This is a genomic window from Cupriavidus taiwanensis, from assembly GCF_900250115.1.
Taxonomy (GTDB): Bacteria; Pseudomonadota; Gammaproteobacteria; order Burkholderiales; family Burkholderiaceae; genus Cupriavidus; species Cupriavidus taiwanensis_B.
Genome location: NZ_LT984803.1, coordinates 3,457,687 through 3,475,486, shown reverse-complemented (window position 1 = coordinate 3,475,486; position 17,800 = coordinate 3,457,687). Strand labels below are relative to the sequence as shown.

Below are 17,800 nucleotides of genomic sequence, written 5' to 3'. Positions count from 1 at the left end.
CCAGCGGGAGCGAAGGCCGACCCGGTTCGGTCCGGGTCGGCCGCTTGAGCGAAGCGATTGGAGAAAGGATCAGATATGGCAACCATTCTTGTAGACGTCGTCAGCGCGGAAGCGTCGATCTTCTCCGGCCAGGCGAAGTTCGTGGCGCTGCCGGGCGAGTCGGGTGAGCTGGGCATCCTGCCCGGGCACACGCCGCTGATCACGCGCATCCAGCCGGGTGCGGTGCGCATCGAGAAGGAAGACGGCAGCGACGAGTTCGTGTTCGTTGCCGGCGGCATTCTCGAAGTGCAGCCCAAGCACGTCACCGTGCTGGCCGACACCGCGATCCGCGGTGGCGACCTGGACGAAGCCAAGGCCCAGGAAGCCAAGCGCGCCGCCGAGGAGCTGATGCAGAACCAGAGCAGCGACCTCGACCTGGCCCGCGCCCAGAGCGAACTGGCCGTGGCCGCCGCGCAACTGGCAGCGATTGCCCGTCTGCGTCGGAAGAAGTAAGCATCGAGCAGGACTGTCGCATTGTTGTTTTTTCGATGCGACATTTAAAAAAGGCAGCCGCGAGGCTGCCTTTTTTGTGGGCGCAGCGATATGCTTTTGCCGCGCCTGGACAAAAAAAAGCGCGCGGGCCGGGGAGGCTCCGCGCGGACGGGAAAATCCCTTCGAGGGGTCAATTCGAAGGAACGGGTTCGGTCCAGGTCGACAAGCAAGGCGCAACGGATATCCGAATATCCGCTCACCGGCCGCAAAGGCCACGCGCTGCAACGGTCTTCCTGGTGCTCCGGTCCAGCCAGCTTTACGCTGGATCGGAAAATCGGATTACTGCCGGAAACGCTACAAAAAGGCTTTCTTCAGCACGCCCCTTTTAGTCTGCACTGCCATTTTCACCGGGGCGCCACGCCCGCGCCGCGGGTGTGTCAATGCATTGTGGGGGAAACTCCCTGGCATGGCAGTAACAAAATGTATCGTTTTGAAAGAAGTTGAAAACCGGAGCGCCTGAAATCCGGCGTGATCGGCATATTTTCGCGCCTTGGCGTCACGTTTTGCGCCGTCACGTGTTGCGGGATTATCTTTTTGTCAGCGCTTGCTGTGTTCGTTTCCGCACCAAATGCCGCGCGACAATTACGGTTACGATTGACCTGGCCGGTGGTTTGCCCGCCTTGCCACTGCAGCCCGAGGGTCACCCGCTCATTCACGTCCACACCACCGGAGACGCCATGCCGCCTGAGATGCAGCAAGCCATACAAGCCATGCTGGCGATGAAGACCGTAGCCGTGGTCGGCCTGTCCGACCGGCCGGAACGGCCCAGCCATGAAGTCGCCGGATTCCTGCAGGGCCACGGCTTCCGCATCGTGCCGGTCAATCCGCGCCATGCCGGCGAACGCATCCTGGGCGAGACCTGCCACGCCACGTTGCGCGAGGCCGCCGATGCCGCCGACGCGGCCGGCGCACCCATCGCATGGGTCGATATCTTCCGCCGCGCCGAAGACACCCCGGCTGTGGTCGACGAAGCCATCGCCATCGGTGCGCGCGGCGTCTGGCTGCAGCTTGGCATCGTCAACGACCAGGCGGTGCGCCGTGCCACCGAGGCGGGGCTGCTGGCGGTGCAGGATTGCTGCAGCAAGATTGAACTGACACGCCAGCTTGAAGGCGCCTGATTCGCGCCTTTTCCCATCCTTCCCGATTTCCCCCGACCCGCCGCCGACCATGGCCATCGATCCGCAACTGCTCGCCTATTACCGCCGCCTGGCCGAACGCTATGCCACCGAGCCGGTACCGGCCGATGTCCCGGCGCAGCGCGCCCGCTTCGCCGAGATTGCCGCCACCTCGTTGCGGCCGGATCCGGAGGGCGTGGTCGTGCAGAGGCTCGAAGTGGAACTGGCCGGCCGCTCGCTCGAGGCACGGCTGTTCCGCCCGCCCGACGTGGCCACGCCGCGGCTGCTGGTGTACTTCCACGGCGGTGGCTGGGTGATTGGTTCTACCCAGACGCATCACACCGTCGCGGCCTTGCTCGCGGCGGATACCGGGTGCGCCGTCGCCAGTGTCGATTACCGGCTGGCACCGGAACACGCCTTCCCGGCGCCTTGCGAAGATGCCGCCGAAGCCGTTGTATGGCTCGCCGGCCAGCGCCAGGCGCTGGGTCTGGCGCCTGATTTCCTGGCGGTGGCCGGCGACAGCGCCGGCGGCCATCTCGCGGCGCAGGCCGCGCAGCAGCTCAATGCCGGCGACGCGCTGCGGGTCGACGCCCAGCTGCTGATCTATCCGGTCGCGGCGCCGGTGCTCAGCACCGAAAGCTACCGCGCCTTCGCCGATGGTCCGGGCCTGACGCGTGACGAGATGGCCTGGTTCTGGACCCAGTTCATCGGCGCCGAGGCGCTGGCGCAGGGCGCTGCCCACGTCGATCCGCGCGTGCACCTGATGGCCGCGCCGCCGATGCGGCCGCCGGCGACGGTGCTGATGGTGGCGGCGCACGATGTGCTGCGCGACGACGGCCTGGCCTATGCCGACTTCCTGGTGCGCCACGATGCCCCCGTCATCACCATCGAGGCCAGCGGCATGACCCACGGCTTCGCGCGGCTGCAGCCCGAGGCGGACCGGGCACGGGAATGGATGCGTCGCGCCGCGTCGGCGTTCACCGGGATGATCGACGACGTCTGAGTAACCGTCTTCAAAGTCAAGTTCGGTGAAGCGATTTGCCCCAAGGGGTGCTGGTTCTGACCATGGCGTTGAGCACGGTCAGTAACTTGCGCATGCAGGCCACTAACGCCACCTTGGGCAGCTTGCCGGCGGCTGTCAGGCGCTGGTAGAAGGCTTTGATGGCGGGGTTGTGCCGGGTTGCGGTGAGCGTGGCCATGTACAGTACCCGCCGGATCTCGAAGCGCCCTCCCAGAATCCGGCGCCGCCCCCTGCTGCTGCCCGAGTCATTGGCCATGGGCGCCACACCTACCAGGGCCGCGATCTCGCGCCGGCTGAGCCGCCCGAGCTCAGGCAATTCGGCAATCAGCGTGGCGCTGGCCACCGGGCCGATGCCGCTGGCCGACTGCAACAGCCGATCTAGTTCCCCAAAGTGCTCACGCATGTGGCCCACCATCTGCGCCTCCACGTCGTCCAGTTGGGCCTTGATGGCCGCCACGATGGCCTCGATGCTCGGGTGCAGCCCGGCCGGCGTGATCTGCAGCCGCTGGCGTTCGGCGTTCAACATGGTCAGCAGTTGGCGCCGGCGCGTAACCAGGGCCGCCAGCCACTGCTGCTGGGCGTCGGCCAGCGGGCGCAGGAAGCGCGCAAGGTCTTCGCGTTGCACCAGTACCGAGGCCAGTTCGGCGAGCATGCGCGCATCGATGGTGTCGGTCTTTGCGAGGCGCCCCATGGATTTGGCGAAATCGCGGGCCTGGCGCGGGTTGATCACCGCCACAGGTTGGCCTGCCGCCTGCAGCGCACAGACCAGTGCCGCCTCGTAGCCGCCGGTGGCCTCCATCACCACCAGGCCAATCCCCAGCGGCTGCAAGGTCGCGGCCAGTGCCGAATGGCCCTCGGCATCGTTGGCAAACTGCTGGGTATCGCGATTGGCGCCCAGTACACAGACATCGACGTGTGCCTTCGCAACGTCAATACCAACAACTGAGATAACAGACATGGTCTTCAGATCCCTTGCTTGTGCATGCGCGCTCACACAAGGCGCGCGTAACCGTTCGGGCTTCAGGAAGACCAGCACGGCGACCGTGCGTTCTGTACTCAGGCGCGGGCTCGATCACCCTAGCGGCTATCAAACTGCACGAGCCGGTCTGGCCGCCTCAACGACGCTCAGACTCTACCGCACTGGTCTGGTCTGAACATACAAGCGGCATCCGCGCGCAGCCATCCCTTAGAATGGCGGTCTTACGAGGATGACCATGACCGCACTGCAGAACGATACCTTCCTGCGCGCGCTGCGCCGCCAGCAGACCGAATACACGCCGCTGTGGCTGATGCGCCAGGCAGGCCGCTACCTGCCCGAGTACAACGCCACGCGCGCGCGCGCCGGCAGCTTCCTTGGGCTGGCCAAGAACCCGGCCTACGCCACCGAGGTGACACTGCAGCCGCTGGACCGCTATCCGCTGGACGCGGCCATTCTCTTCTCGGACATCCTGACGGTGCCGGATGCGATGGGCCTGGGCCTGTCGTTCGCGCAGGGCGAAGGCCCGCGCTTCGCCCATCCGCTGCGCACCGAGGCCGACGTGCACAAGCTGGCCGTGCCCGACATGGTGTCGCTGCAGTACGTGTTTGACGCCGTGCGCGAGATTCGCCGTGCGCTGGTGCAGGACGGCCGCCAGCGCGTGCCGCTGATCGGTTTCTCGGGCAGCCCCTGGACCCTGGCCTGCTACATGGTCGAGGGCGGCGGCTCGGATGATTTCCGCACGGTCAAGGCGATGATGTACGGCCGCCCCGACCTGATGCACCGCATCCTCGAAATCAATGCGCAGGCGGTCACGGCGTACCTGAACGCGCAGATCGAGGCGGGCGCCCAAGCCGTGATGATTTTCGACACGTGGGGCGGGGCGCTGGCCGACGGCATGTACCAGGCGTTCTCGCTGGCCTACATGCGGCGCGTGCTGGCCGGCCTGAAGCGCGAGCACGCCGGACAGCAAGTGCCGGCGATCGTCTTCACCAAGGGCGGCGGGCTGTGGCTGGAAGCGCTGGCCGACACCGGCGCCGATGCCATCGGGCTGGACTGGACCGTCAACCTGACCGAGGCGCGCCGGCGCACCGGCGGCCGCGTGGCACTGCAGGGCAATATCGACCCGACCGTCCTGTTTGCGCCCGAGGCCGCGATCCGTGCGCAGGTGCGTGGCGTGCTGGACAGCTATGCCGCCGGCGGCGGCAGCGACGGCCATGTCTTCAACCTCGGCCACGGGATTTCACAGTTCACGCCGCCGGAGAGCGTCTCCGTGCTGGTCGACGAAGTGCACCGGCACAGCCGCCAGCTGCGCGCAGCAGGGAAGTGACGGCCGCGGTATCCAGGCAGGTAGGCCGGTTCGGTGCTGCCCCGCGCTGCAGCGACCGGGCCGCGCCCGTACCCAGTGCTGCGCGGGCCGCGTGGCCGTACCATGTCAAGTTAACTTTTTCGCCAGGCCCCACCAAAAAGGTACGCGGAGTTGACTGGCGGCACTTGACTTATGCACACCGATAGGTTTGCCGCAGTGCAGGACAGGGTTATTCCCTAACCTATCTGGGGGATGTTTGCAAGCCCTTGATTTTTAAGGCTTTGGAAGATTTGCAAAGAAGGGGTGGATGCCAGTGGATCCCTTGTTTTTCGGGCCTTCCCGGCCAGGCAAAGCGACTTTTCAACAAAGTTATCCACAGGGGCACTGCAATTAGTGGAAAACCAGTCATCTATCATCGACTTAGGGCCACATCTGAAGTTTTACTTTAAGTTGATGCTGCGCCGCACACCAATCTTCCGCCATGGCCCGGCAGGCCGCCAGTGGACCGACACCTGCCTGACGGCGATGCACCTCCAGGTCATGCATGCTGCCGGATAGCGGCACGCTCCCTTGCGAGCCCGTGGCGCCATCCTCCGCGGCGGCTTCGGCGGTGCCGCTGGTGATCCGGGTTGCCCTCGACACGCCCGCCGACGACTGCTTCGACTACCTCGCCATTGCCGACGTCGCGCCAGGGGACCTGGTGGTGGTGCCGTTCGGCCGCCGCAGCATGGTCGGCGTGGCGGTCGAATTCGCACACGGATCCACAGTGCCTGTGGACAAGCTGCGGCCGGTGGCGCAACGGCTGGACTGGCTGGCGCCGCTGCAGCCGGACTGGATCGGGCTGGCAGCCTTTGCCGCGCGCTACTACCAGCGCCGGCTCGGCGAAGTGATGTTGCCGGCCTTGCCGCCCGCGCTGCGCGAGGCGGAAAGCTGGCCCAGCCTGGCCCAGCGTGCCCGCACCGATGAATACCGCGTGTTGCCTGGCCAGGCGGAGCCCTTGCTGGCGGCCGTGCCGCCCCGCGCTCGCAGCGTGCGTGCGCTGGCCCAGGCGCTGGCCGAGCGCGCCGCCACGGGCGAGCCGCTGTCCCTGGCGCAGGCGCGCGTCCTCTGTGCCGCGGCACCGTCGCGGCTGGCCGAATGGCAGGCCGCCGGCTGGGTCGAGGCCAGTCGCACCGCGCGCACCTTGTTGCCGACCGACCCCGCCCGGCCGCCATCGGCCGCGCCGCCGCTGCATGACGAGCAGCGCGCCGCGGTGCAGGCCATTGCGGAGGCCGAAGGCTTTGCCCCGTTCCTGCTGCATGGGGTCACCGGCAGCGGCAAGACCGAGGTCTACCTGCATGCGATGCAGGCGGTGCTGGCGCGTGATCCGCACGCGCAGGTGCTGATGCTGGTGCCGGAAATCAACCTGACCCCGCAACTGCAGGGCCGCATTGCGGCGCGCTTCCCGCAGTTGCCGCTGGCGGTACTGCACAGCGGCCTGGCCGACCAGGAGCGCAGCCTGCAGTGGCTGGCGGCGCACCGCGGCGAGGCCCGCATCGTGCTGGGCACGCGCATGGCGGTAATGGCGTCGCTGCCGGCGCTGGCGCTGATCGTGGTCGACGAGGAGCACGACACCTCCTACAAGCAGCAGGAAGGGCTGCGCTACTCCGCACGCGACCTGGCGGTGTGGCGCGCCAAGCAGCGCGGCATCCGGGTGGTGCTGGGTTCGGCCACGCCGTCGATGGAAACCTGGTGGCGGGCCGGGCAGGGCACCTACCGCAAGCTGGTGCTGCGCGAGCGCGCCCAGGCCGATGCGGCGCTGCCGGCGGTGCGGCTGGTCGACCTGAACCATGAGCGCCAGCGCCAGCGTGCCCTGTTCGAGGGCTTGTCGGTGCCGTTGCTGGAGGCCATCGACGCGCGCCTGGCGCGCGGCGAGCAAAGCCTGCTGTTCCTGAACCGGCGCGGCTATGCGCCGGTGGTTGCCTGCGACAGCTGCGGCTGGCTCTCGGGCTGCCCGCGCTGCTCGGCGTACCTGGTGCTGCACCGGCCCGAGCGACGCCTGCGCTGCCACCACTGCGGCCTCGAGGCGCCGGTGCCGCACCACTGTCCCGACTGCGGCAATGTCGATATCGCGCCGCTCGGGCGCGGCACCCAGCGCATCGAGGAAGCGCTGGCGGCGCGCTTTCCGCAGGCCCGCATTGCCCGCATCGACGCCGATTCCACGCGCCGCAAGGGCAGCGCCCAGGCCATGTTCGACGAGGTCCACGCGGGCGAGGTCGACATCCTGGTGGGCACGCAGATGGTGGCCAAGGGGCATGACTTCCAGCGCGTCACCCTGGTCGGCATCGTCCATCCGGACGCGGCCATGTTCAGCCACGACTTCCGCGCCGCCGAGCACCTGTTTGCGTCGCTGATGCAGGTGGCGGGGCGGGCCGGGCGCGCGGGCCTGCCGGGCGAGGTGCTGATCCAGACCCGCTATCCCGATACCCCCGCATTGCAGGCCCTGACGCGCCATGACTATGATGGATTCGCGGCCAGCCAGTTGCGCGAGCGGCGCCAGGCCGGGTTGCCCCCGTTCTGTTTCCAGGTGCTGGTCACGGCCGAACACGGGCAGCTGGAGCGCGCGCTGGAGTTCCTCGAGGCCGCGCGCCGGCATGCCGGGCACTGCACCCTGGCAGCGGGGGTGCAACTGCATGATCCGGTGCCGATGTCGATGGTGCGCGTGTTCAACCGCGAGCGGGCGCAGATGCTGGTGGAAGCCAGCGCACGCCCGGTACTGCAACGGTTTGTAGCCGAGTGGGTACAGACTTTCGCAGAGGTAGGCACGGCGGTGAAGGGGGTGCGCTGGCAGCTGGAAATCGATCCCTTGCGGATCTAGCGGGCCGCAGATGGGAGCAAAAGTGCAACCCTATAATTAGGGTTTTCGATAGGGTTGCACAAGGTTGCACCTTGTTGATTTTCGGGAGTAAGATCGCGCCAGCTCACAGGCTGCGGCCGGTCGCGCGCCCCTGCCTGTCGGCACGGACGAGGTAGCACCGGCGGCGGCTCCAGTCTTTCGGAGAATTGCCCGCAATGGCTACCACCACCCTTGGCGTCAAGCTCGACGACGCCTCCCGCGACCGCCTCAAGCGCGTTGCCCAATCGATCGACCGCACCCCGCACTGGCTGATCAAGCAGGCGATCTTCAGCTACCTCGAGCAGATCGAGCGCGGCCACCTGCCGTACGATGCCGGAGCCGCCAGCGCTGACGGCGAGGGCAGCGACGGGACCGAGATGGTCCATGGCGACGCCGCGCCGCAGCCCTTCCTGGAATTCGCGCAGAGCATCCAGCCGCAGTCGGTGCTGCGCGCGGCCATCACTTCGGCCTACCGCCGTCCGGAAACCGATTGCGTGCCGGTGCTGCTGGAACAGGCGCGCCTGCCGCAGCAGCAGGCCGAGGCCGCGATCAAGATGGCCAAGGCACTGGCGACGCGGCTGCGCGAGCAGAAGGTCGGCACCGGACGAGAAGGCCTGGTGCAGGGGCTGATCCAGGAATTCTCGCTGTCGTCCCAGGAAGGCGTGGCACTGATGTGCCTGGCCGAGGCCCTGCTGCGCATTCCCGACAAGGCCACGCGCGACGCGCTGATCCGCGACAAGATCAGCGGCGCCAACTGGCAGTCGCACCTGGGCCAGAGCCCCTCGCTGTTCGTCAACGCCGCCACCTGGGGCCTGCTGCTGACCGGCAAGCTGGTTGCCACGCACACTGAATCGGGCCTGACCCGCGCGCTCACGCGCATCATCGGCAAGGGCGGCGAGCCGTTGATCCGCAAGGGCGTGGACATGGCGATGCGCCTGATGGGCGAGCAGTTCGTCACCGGCGAGACCATTTCCGAGGCGCTTGCCAACGCGCGCCGCTACGAGGCCGAGGGCTTCCGCTACTCCTACGACATGCTGGGCGAGGCCGCCATGACCGAGGCCGATGCCGCGCGCTACCTGGCGTCGTACGAGCAGGCCATCCACGCCATCGGCCAGGCCTCGCGCGGACGCGGCATCTACGAGGGCCCGGGCATCTCGATCAAGCTGTCGGCGCTGCACCCGCGCTACAGCCGCACGCAGCACGAGCGCGTGGTGGGCGAGTTGTACGAGCGCCTGAAGTCGCTGACGCTGCTGGCGCGCCAGTACGACATCGGCATCAATATCGACGCCGAGGAAGCCGACCGCCTCGAGATCTCGCTGGACCTGCTCGAGCGCCTGTGCTTCGAGCCCGAGCTGGCCGGCTGGAACGGCATCGGCTTCGTGGTGCAGGGCTACCAGAAGCGCTGCCCGTTCGTGATCGACTACCTGATCGACCTGGCCCGCCGCAGCCGCCACCGCCTGATGATCCGCCTGGTCAAGGGCGCCTACTGGGACAGCGAGATCAAGCGCGGCCAGGTGGAAGGTCTGGAGGGCTATCCGGTCTACACGCGCAAGGTCTACACCGACGTGTCGTACCTCGCCTGCGCGCGCAAGCTGCTGTCGGTGCCCGACGCGATCTACCCGCAGTTCGCCACCCACAACGCGCATACGCTGTCGGCGATCTACCAGATCGCCGGCCACAGCTACTACCCGGGCCAGTATGAGTTCCAGTGCCTGCACGGCATGGGCGAGCCGCTGTACGACCAGGTGGTTGGCCCCACCGCCGACGGCAAGTTCAACCGGCCCTGCCGCATCTACGCGCCGGTCGGCACGCATGAGACGCTGCTGGCCTACCTGGTGCGCCGGCTGCTGGAGAACGGCGCCAACACCTCGTTCGTCAACCGCATTGCCGACGACACCATCTCGCTGGACGAGCTGGTTGCCGATCCGGTGGCGGTGGTCGAGGCCATGCATCGCGACGAAGGCGTGCTCGGCCTGCCGCATCCGCGCATTCCGTCGCCGCGCACGCTGTATGGCAAGAGCCGGCCCAACTCGGCCGGCATCGACCTGGCCAACGAGCATCGCCTGGCTTCGCTGTCGTCGGCGCTGCTGGCCGGCACCGGCGAGCGCCTGGTCGCCGAGCCGATGCTGGGCGCCGCGCAAGTCGCCGCGCAGCTTGCCGATGCCATCACCACGCCGGTGCTGAACCCCGCCGATCACCGGGACGTGGTCGGCCATGTCACCGAAGCCAGCCAGGCCGACGTCGACGCCGCGCTGCAGGCCGCGGTCAATACCGCGCCGATCTGGCAGGCGACGCCGCCCGAGGTGCGCGCCGCCGCGCTGGAGCGCGCCGCCGACCTGATGGAAGCCCAGATGCAGTCGCTGATGGGCATCATCATGCGCGAGGCCGGCAAGACCTTCTCCAATGCCATCGCCGAAGTGCGCGAGGCGGTGGACTTCCTGCGCTACTACGCCGCCGAGGTGCGCCGCGGGTTCGACAACGAGACCCATCGCCCGCTCGGTCCGGTGGTCTGCATCAGCCCGTGGAACTTCCCGCTGGCGATCTTCACCGGCCAGGTGGCGGCCGCGCTGGCCGCCGGCAACCCGGTGCTGGCCAAGCCCGCCGAGCAGACCCCGCTGATCGCCGCCGCCGCGGTGAAGCTGCTGCGCGAGGCCGGCGTCCCGGCCGGCGCGGTGCAGCTGCTGCCGGGCCGCGGCGAGACCGTCGGCGCCGCGCTGGTGGGCGACGCCCGCGTCAAGGGCGTGATGTTCACGGGCTCGACCGAGGTCGCGCGTATCCTGCAGCGCAATGTTGCCGGGCGCCTGGACGCGGCCGGCCGTCCGATTCCGCTGATCGCCGAAACCGGCGGCCAGAACGCGATGATCGTCGACTCCTCGGCGCTGGCCGAGCAGGTGGTCGGCGACGTGGTCAATTCCGCCTTCGATTCGGCCGGCCAGCGCTGCTCGGCGCTGCGCGTGCTGTGCCTGCAGGAGGACGTGGCCGAGCGCGTGCTGGAAATGCTCAAGGGCGCGATGCAGGAACTGACCATGGCCAACCCGGACCGCCTGTCGACCGATGTCGGCCCGGTGATCGACCAAGAGGCGCGCGCCAACATCGTGCGCCATATCGATGCGATGCGCGCCAAGGGCCGCCGCGTCCATCAGGCCGACCCCAACGCCGCCCAGGGCGCCAGCTGCCGCCACGGCACCTTCGTGCCGCCGACGCTGATCGAGCTGGACAGCATCGAGGAGCTCAAGCGCGAAGTCTTCGGCCCGGTGCTGCACGTGGTGCGGTTCCCGCGCGCGGCGCTGGACACCATGGTCAGCCAGATCAACGGCACCGGCTATGGCCTGACGCTGGGTATCCATACCCGCATCGACGAGACCATCTCGTTTATCGTCAGCCGCGCCCAGGTGGGCAACCTGTATGTGAACCGCAATATCGTCGGCGCGGTGGTGGGGGTGCAGCCGTTCGGCGGCGAGGCGCTGTCGGGCACCGGTCCCAAGGCCGGCGGCCCGCTCTACCTGCACCGGCTGCTGTCGGTCTGTCCGCAGGACGCGGTGGCGCGCAGCGTGCGCGCGGCCGACGTCAATGCCGGCGCCGGCGGCGCCCAGACCGTGGGACCGGACGACGAAGCCGTGCGCGCCACCGAGGCCTTCCGCGAGTGGGCGCGCCGCGAGCTGCCCGAGGTGGCGGCCGCGTGCGAGCGCTTCGCCGAGGCCTCGGCCTCGGGCCTGGCGGTGACGCTGGCGGGACCCACCGGCGAGCGCAACACCTACACCCTGCTGGCGCGCGAGCGGGTGTTGTGCCTGGCCACGCAGGAGGCCGACCTGGCGCTGCAGCTGGGCGCCGTGCTGACGGTCGGCGCCGAGGCGGTATGGCCGGAAAACCCTGTCGGCCGGGGGCTGTTTGCGCGCCTGCCTAAGGGCGTACAATCGCGCGTCCGCATGGTGGCCGACTGGACCGCGGCGGACACGGCAATCGATGCGGTGCTGCACCACGGCGATTCGGACCAGCTGCGCACGGTCTGCGAGCAGGTGGCGGCGCGCTCCGGTCCGATCATCGGCGTGCAGGGCCTGGCGCAGGGGGAACGGAATATTGCGCTCGACCGTCTGCTGATCGAGCGCTCGCTCTCGGTCAACACCGCGGCGGCGGGCGGCAATGCCAGTTTGATGACGATCGGCTGAGGCAACCCTCGGACGGCGTCATGTCGAAGCGCGCGGCGGCGGCGGCGATCCCGCCCCGACGCGCAGAGAAAGCACGGTGCGGCACTGCCAGGCCGCGCCGCAATACAACTGCCGGCAACGGCACCACATCGGCACCATTTGGGACCCAAGGAGATCTGATGAGCTCGACCTTCCACAAGACGGCAATGACCGTTGCCCTGACCCTGGCCGGCCTGACCGCCGCCTCCGCCGCGTTCGCGCAGGCGCAGGAAATCAAGCTGGGCTACGCCGGCCCGATGACCGGCGGCCAGGCCCAGTACGGCAAGGACATGCAGAATGGCATCATCCTCGCGATCGAGGACATGAATGCCACCAAGCCCAAGATCGGCGGCAAGGAAGTCAAGTTCGTGCTGGTCTCCGAAGACGACCAGGCCGATCCCAAGACCGGCTCGGTGGTGGCGCAGAAGCTGGTCGACAACGGCATCCAGGGCATGCTGGGGCACTTCAACTCGGGCACCACCATCCCGGCGTCGATGGTCTACAACCGCGCCGGCATTCCGCAGATCGCCATGGCGACCGCGCCGGAATACACCAAGCAGGGCTTCAAGACCACCTTCCGCATGATGACTTCGGACACCCAGCAGGGTTCGGTGATCGGCGCCTTCGTGGTGAAGAAGCTGGGCGCGAAGAACATCGCCATCGTCGATGACCGCACCGCCTACGGCCAGGGCCTGGCCGACGAGTTCGAAAAGGCCGCCAAGGCCGCCGGCGGCAAGGTCGTGCGCCGCGAGTTCACCAACGACAAGGCGGTGGACTTCAAGGCCGTGCTGACCAACATCAAGCGCAGCAACCCGGACATCATCTTCTACGGCGGCGCCGAGACGCAGTCCGCGCCGATGGCCAAGCAGGTCAAGGAACTGGGCATCAAGGCCCCGCTGGTGTCGGGCGAAATGTCCAAGACCGACAACTTCCTGAAGCTCGCCGGCCCGGCCGCCGAAGGTACCGTGGTGTCGCTGGCCGGCCTGCCGCTGGATCAGATGCCCGGCGGCGCCGCCTACGAGAAGAAGTACGAGAAGCGCTTCGGCTCGAAGGTGCAGACCTACTCGCCGTACGCCTATGACGGCGCCACCGCGATGATGACGGCCATGGTCAAGGCCGGCTCGACCGACCCGGCGCGCTACCTGCCGGTGCTGGCCGCCACCAACATGCAGGGCGTGACCACCAAGACGCTGGCGTACGACGCGCGCGGCGACCTGAAGGATGGCGGCATCACGGTCTACAAGGTCGTGGGCGGCAAGTGGACGGTGCTGGAGACGGTGGGCGGGAAGTAAGCCGTCGATCCGGCAGTTCCGCGCTACGGGATGCGCCATCCTCTTGAACGGCACCCCAAAAGTTGGACACGCATCCAACCTTTGGGGTGTTTTTCATGGCGAATTATGATGAGAAGTTCAAGCGCGATATCGTTGAGCGCTACTTGAGTGGATCCACCGGTTTCAAGGCGCTCGCTGGGGAGATGGGGCTAAGCAAGTGCCTGATCAGTTTTGCTCGGATATCTGCAACGATGCCGCTCGCTACGGCAGTATCCCCGGGGGCTGATTCAAACCGGTCCAGTCGCTGAAGCGCTTCATTCACCAAGCCGCGTTCAGTCAGGACCTGCATCACGGGTTCGGACATTGGTGAAACCGCTACGGCAATAAGGGCGCGAGGATCCGCATCCGGAAGCATAACCAGGTTGGCAAGCAGGTCTGGCACCGGTTCGCCGGACAGGGCGTGCGCAATTTCGCTGCTGGCGCCGGCCCAACGGTTGTACCGAGCCAGCGCCAGGACATCCATGTCCAGTAAATCGACGGCAAAGGCCGGTGGGTTGTTATCGAGAATCCTGCGGATGGTGTGCAGTGCAACGGGTGCAAGGGACGAAAGCGCATGGGGCAACTGGGCTGTCGTCGCCAGCAGGTCTGCCAGTTCCTGGCCGGGAAGATCGCAACCTTCCATGAGATCCAACAACTGTTGCTGTTGTACGGGATCCTTAATGAGAGGGAGGTGAAAGGCGATTTCCCTTGCATATTCGCTGGTATCAATTGCGCCATTTGACCTCGCCGTGCCTAACTGAGTGAGGCTATCCTGCACTTCACCAAGCCGCGAGTACTGCAATACCGCCTGATGAGCGGTTGCATGATCACCGGAATTTGCCGCCTTACGCAGCGACGCAAGCACCAAGGGGTTGCCCGGAAGCTGGGCTTCTGCAGCGGCAGTAATCGCCGCATCGCGTTCAAATTGCGCGGCAAGAAGATTAATCAGCGCCCGCTTCACGCCGTCTTCATGGGTGCCACGATGCAATGCTGCTTCAACACGTTCAATCACACGTTTCTTGTTTATCGGCTTAATGAACTGCATCGAATCCAGCAGATAGCGTGCGGTCTCCGGCTCCCGCGCATGGCGTTCAAAGATTCTCCATAGTTGATCCGATTTCTCGTCAGCAGTCAGATCGGTGTTCTCCAGGATGTCTCGAATTTTGCTGGAAAACCTGCCTGGATCGGCTGGCTCTGATTGCTCGGCGGCCGTAGCAGCGGTATCGGCGATAGTCGGATTGGCGTCTGCTGGTGAAGATCCAAAGGGCTTTGCCGAAGAAGCTGCGGTCAGCAGCTTGTCATCGTGACCACCTGAGAGGAAACCGTACGCCATTGCGCCCGCGAGTGCGGTTCCGATAACGCTCACGATGGTGGCGAGCCTGGGCATGACATAAGCCTCCGCTGTGACTCATTTTGGCTGAAGGACGACGCCTCGCTCATTAAAGGAACTAAAGAGCATGGATGGCCGATTCGTCCTTGACATGACGTTCCAGAGTTCGAGGTTGACATTCGACAGCGGCGCAAAGGCGTCCACAACAAATTTGTCGCATCGATAGAGGCCGCGTACCGGACGACGATAGCTTATGCAAGCAGGTGGTGAGCAAGCGGGGAGCGCCGAGATATAGCCGTCCGCAACCGTGTAGTCGGCGCCAATCTGTTTGATGACCAGGGCGTTTTGTATGATTGCTTCCTTCATGCCAAGCGCCACCAGGTAGGAGCAGCTCGCATCGGTACACATTCGCTGCGATGGCATTTTTTCCAGCCCGTCAACAAATACGGCACCCCAATATCGGGTGCGCGACTTGAAATCGAAAAGGGAATTCGTATTGATGGCATTGCCACTTGTGTTCAGTGCTTCAATGACGAGGTTTCCGGTCCAGATTCCCACATGGCCCACCCCTCCGAGGCCGATCATATCCAGGTCTCGCCCCACAATATCAGCAGCACTGACCGGATTCGCGCCGACTTGCATAGGCACCGTCGGCGGGCGCCTCCATTGCGCGTGCGCGGGCACATTTAGTAGCAGGGCGGCCATCAGTGCAAGATACGACGGTCTCACGGAGATGTAGGCTTTCATTGTGACCTCGGTCGTTGGAGCGACATAGACGCGCAAGCATCAGCACTTACCTTTTGACCGTAGTCGCAGCAATACCGGGTTTATATGGCCGATTTCCCGAATCTCGCCGGAACATTCCGATGGTAGTGTCGAGTCGTCCGAGCCCCGTTCCAGGCAAGACCTGACGTTGGACAGTTGAGGGGATCCGTCGGATCACCATCGATGCTGACGCCCCTGCGCTCCAGTGGCGCATAATCCCGCACTTGCACAATCTTTAGGAGCAGTACGTGTCCGAGCAGGAAGCCAGCTACGACCACGCCATCGGGCTAGCCAACCAGGGGCGCTTCGCCGAAGCGCTGCAGATCGCCGACCAGTTATCGCTGGCGCGCCCCGAGGTGGTGGATTTCGTCACGCTGCGGGCGCGGCTGCACTTTGACAGCGGCGATGCCGGCGCCGCGCTGGCGGTGCTGGACGAGGCCCTGGCGCGGCTCGACACGCTGCCGCTGCAGCCGCCGCACCGCTGGGTCTCGCGCGGCGTAATCGCGCACCGCTACGGCGCCATGCTGATGAGCCTGGGCCGCGATGCCGAGGCCCGTCCGAGGCTGCACGAGGCGGCGCAGCGCAGCGGCCTGCTGACGGGAGAATGGGCCGCGCACTTCCACGCCGGCCTGGCGGCGCTCCGGTTGGGCGACATGGCCGGCGCCGCGCGCTACTGGTACGACCTGATGGTGCGCAACCCCGACCTGGGCGCCGACGATATCGCGCCGCTGGTGTCGGACTACATCGCCCGCGCCGAGGCCGCCGGCGTGCCGGCGGAGCCGCTGATGCGCATCTGCCTGGGCCGGGTCGCGCTGGACAACCCGCATTTGCTCGAGCTCGATGCCGCGGCCGGCGATGCCGTCGCCGCCGACCAGGCCGCGCGCGTGCTCGCCGAACACCCGGACCACCCCGAGGCGCGCCGGCTGCGCGCGCCGCTGCGCCATGGCGTTGGCGATCTGCAGGGCGCGCTCGACGACCTCGGCGTCTACCTGCGCCAGGTCCCCGACCCGCAGAGCCAGGTACGCGAGCTGGCCTGGCGCTACCAGCTGGCGCAGCGTGGGGACGACAGCGGCGGCACCGCGCCGGCCGAGCGCGAGCCGTGGCTGCGCTTCACGCTGAGCGACCAGTCCGACGACGGCGCCGGCTACTACCGCGCCGCGATGGCGCTTGGCGAATTCATCGACGACGTGCCCGCCGCCGAAGCCGCGCTGCGTCCGCTGCTGGTGCAGGCCGGGCGCGCTGGGGTGGCGCGCTTCGACCAGTATTTCGCCACGGGCCAGGGCGATGCCGCCGGCCATGGCGGCAATGCCGACTCCCATGTCTATTCGCTGCTGTGCCGGCTGCTGGCGCGCAGCCTGCCGGCCGACGCCGCGCATGCCGACGAGCGCATCGCGCTGCACCGCCGGGGCATGGCCGCCAGCGAGTTCATCGAGCACTGGATCGACCTGCTCGATTGCCACGCCGACGCGGGCCAGCACCAGAAGGTGGCGGAATTGGCGGGCGAGGTGCTCAACCGCTACCCGCTCGAGCGCAACCCGGCCGACGTGACCTGGGCCTTCAGCCGCATGATCGCCGCCTGGAAGGCGCTTGGCGGCGCCGAGCCGGCCGAGGCCGCGCGCGCCGCGATGGCGCACATGGATGCGCGCCTGGACGCGCTGCCGGTGGAAGCCCGCAGCGAGGCCGCGCACCCGATGGCGCATGCGCGCGCTTACTATGCCGCGCTGCTGCAGGCCCGCATGGCGGGCATGGACGAGCACGACCGCACCGATGCGCTGGCCGAGATCGAGACCCAGCAGCGGCGCGCGCTGCTGGTCGAGGATGCCTGGCTGTACAACCGTTTCGGCCAGGTCTGGCGCGAGCTGGGCGAGCCCGAGCGCGCGCTGCCGCTGTTCGAACAGGCGGTGGCGCTGACCGAGGGCGATCCGCAGGACCAGGCCGGCGCGCGCGTGCAGCGCGGCCTGGTGCATAACGCCGCGCGCCGCCATGACGCTGCGCTGGCGGACTTTGTTGCCGCCTTCGCCGCGCGTGACGACTGGGACGCCGAGGTGTACCTGCGCGCGGTGCAGTCCGCGCTCGGTCAGGGCCAGCGCGAAGCCGCGCTGGGCTACTTCGACCAGGCGCGTGCCCGTGGCGCCGCCCAGGGCACCACGCGCACGCTGTACGGGCAGGTCGAGACAGCATTGAAGGCCACCCGGCCGGTATGGAAGATGTGGGGCGTCTGAAAGGGCTCTTGCGGCCTGCGAATCGGCTGAAGATGTAAGGCATGTAAAAAACGCCATCTGCAGATGGCGTTTTTTACGGGAAGATGACGGAAATAAGGCGGGCGTTTGGTGCGGTGTCGGACAATCACTGACATGGATTGTGAAGTGCTTACATTACCATGT

Annotated in this window: 11 protein-coding genes; 8 read left to right on the top strand and 3 right to left on the bottom strand. The window is 67.0% G+C overall.

Annotation, left to right across the window (positions count from 1 at the left end):
* Positions 1-75: 75 nt before the first annotated feature.
* The 3 genes from CBM2586_RS16250 to CBM2586_RS16240 all read left to right on the top strand — a co-directional run bounded on the left by CBM2586_RS16250 (position 76) and on the right by CBM2586_RS16240 (position 2,649).
* The gene (locus CBM2586_RS16250; RefSeq protein WP_115663559.1) at positions 76-492 is read left to right on the top strand and encodes a F0F1 ATP synthase subunit epsilon; all 417 of its coding nucleotides are present in this window, start codon (positions 76-78) and stop codon (positions 490-492) included.
* Between the two features lie 716 nt (positions 493-1,208).
* Positions 1,209-1,649 carry a CoA-binding protein gene (locus CBM2586_RS16245; RefSeq protein ID WP_115688484.1) on the top strand — a complete coding sequence of 147 codons (441 nt, stop codon included), beginning with the start codon at positions 1,209-1,211 and terminating at the stop codon, positions 1,647-1,649.
* A 49-nt stretch (positions 1,650-1,698) separates the two neighbouring features.
* Positions 1,699-2,649 (top strand): alpha/beta hydrolase, encoded by a 951-nt coding sequence (locus CBM2586_RS16240; RefSeq protein ID WP_115688482.1) that lies wholly within the window; start codon positions 1,699-1,701, stop codon positions 2,647-2,649.
* 16 nt (positions 2,650-2,665) lie between these two features.
* Here the strand turns inward: CBM2586_RS16240 and CBM2586_RS16235 are convergent, their stop codons facing one another.
* Complete coding sequence (locus CBM2586_RS16235) at positions 2,666-3,625, bottom strand: IS110 family transposase (RefSeq protein ID WP_115661482.1); 960 nt, start codon at positions 3,623-3,625, stop codon at positions 2,666-2,668.
* 250 nt (positions 3,626-3,875) lie between these two features.
* Between CBM2586_RS16235 and hemE the strand changes: the two genes are divergently transcribed.
* The 4 genes from hemE (at position 3,876) to CBM2586_RS16215 (ending at position 13,303) form a co-directional block, all read left to right on the top strand.
* Entirely contained in the window at positions 3,876-4,973 is a 1,098-nt protein-coding gene (hemE, locus tag CBM2586_RS16230) for a uroporphyrinogen decarboxylase (RefSeq protein ID WP_115688480.1), read from the top strand.
* Positions 4,974-5,496: 523 nt separating this feature from the next.
* Positions 5,497-7,809, top strand: coding sequence for a primosomal protein N' (locus tag CBM2586_RS16225; protein ID WP_115688478.1), 2,313 nt, complete (start codon positions 5,497-5,499; stop codon positions 7,807-7,809).
* Between the two features lie 194 nt (positions 7,810-8,003).
* Positions 8,004-11,993: a trifunctional transcriptional regulator/proline dehydrogenase/L-glutamate gamma-semialdehyde dehydrogenase gene (putA, locus tag CBM2586_RS16220; RefSeq protein ID WP_115688476.1), complete on the top strand. Its 3,990-nt coding sequence runs from the start codon at positions 8,004-8,006 to the stop codon at positions 11,991-11,993.
* A 158-nt stretch (positions 11,994-12,151) separates the two neighbouring features.
* Positions 12,152-13,303 (top strand): branched-chain amino acid ABC transporter substrate-binding protein, encoded by a 1,152-nt coding sequence (locus CBM2586_RS16215; protein ID WP_115688474.1) that lies wholly within the window; start codon positions 12,152-12,154, stop codon positions 13,301-13,303.
* Between the two features lie 139 nt (positions 13,304-13,442).
* Here the strand turns inward: CBM2586_RS16215 and CBM2586_RS32675 are convergent, their stop codons facing one another.
* Positions 13,443-14,708: a hypothetical protein gene (locus CBM2586_RS32675; RefSeq protein WP_145987421.1), complete on the bottom strand. Its 1,266-nt coding sequence runs from the start codon at positions 14,706-14,708 to the stop codon at positions 13,443-13,445.
* 21 nt (positions 14,709-14,729) lie between these two features.
* On the bottom strand, positions 14,730-15,398 hold the full coding sequence (locus CBM2586_RS16205) for a hypothetical protein (protein ID WP_145987420.1): 669 nt from the start codon (positions 15,396-15,398) through the stop codon (positions 14,730-14,732).
* Positions 15,399-15,664: 266 nt separating this feature from the next.
* Between CBM2586_RS16205 and CBM2586_RS16200 the strand changes: the two genes are divergently transcribed.
* Positions 15,665-17,638, top strand: a complete 1,974-nt coding sequence (locus CBM2586_RS16200) for a tetratricopeptide repeat protein (RefSeq protein WP_115688467.1) — start codon at positions 15,665-15,667, stop codon at positions 17,636-17,638.
* The last annotated feature ends 162 nt before the right edge of the window (positions 17,639-17,800 follow it).

Coding starts and splice junctions, on each gene's coding strand:
- CBM2586_RS16240 (WP_115688482.1), top strand. CDS start 1,699: ATGGCCATCGATCCGCAACTGCTCGCCTATTACCGCCGCCTGGCCGAA.
- putA (WP_115688476.1), top strand. CDS start 8,004: ATGGCTACCACCACCCTTGGCGTCAAGCTCGACGACGCCTCCCGCGAC.
- CBM2586_RS16235 (WP_115661482.1), bottom strand. CDS start 3,625: ATGTCTGTTATCTCAGTTGTTGGTATTGACGTTGCGAAGGCACACGTC.
- CBM2586_RS16225 (WP_115688478.1), top strand. CDS start 5,497: ATGCTGCCGGATAGCGGCACGCTCCCTTGCGAGCCCGTGGCGCCATCC.
- CBM2586_RS32675 (WP_145987421.1), bottom strand. CDS start 14,708: ATGCCCAGGCTCGCCACCATCGTGAGCGTTATCGGAACCGCACTCGCG.
- CBM2586_RS16215 (WP_115688474.1), top strand. CDS start 12,152: ATGAGCTCGACCTTCCACAAGACGGCAATGACCGTTGCCCTGACCCTG.
- CBM2586_RS16250 (WP_115663559.1), top strand. CDS start 76: ATGGCAACCATTCTTGTAGACGTCGTCAGCGCGGAAGCGTCGATCTTC.
- hemE (WP_115688480.1), top strand. CDS start 3,876: ATGACCATGACCGCACTGCAGAACGATACCTTCCTGCGCGCGCTGCGC.
- CBM2586_RS16205 (WP_145987420.1), bottom strand. CDS start 15,398: ATGAAAGCCTACATCTCCGTGAGACCGTCGTATCTTGCACTGATGGCC.
- CBM2586_RS16245 (WP_115688484.1), top strand. CDS start 1,209: ATGCCGCCTGAGATGCAGCAAGCCATACAAGCCATGCTGGCGATGAAG.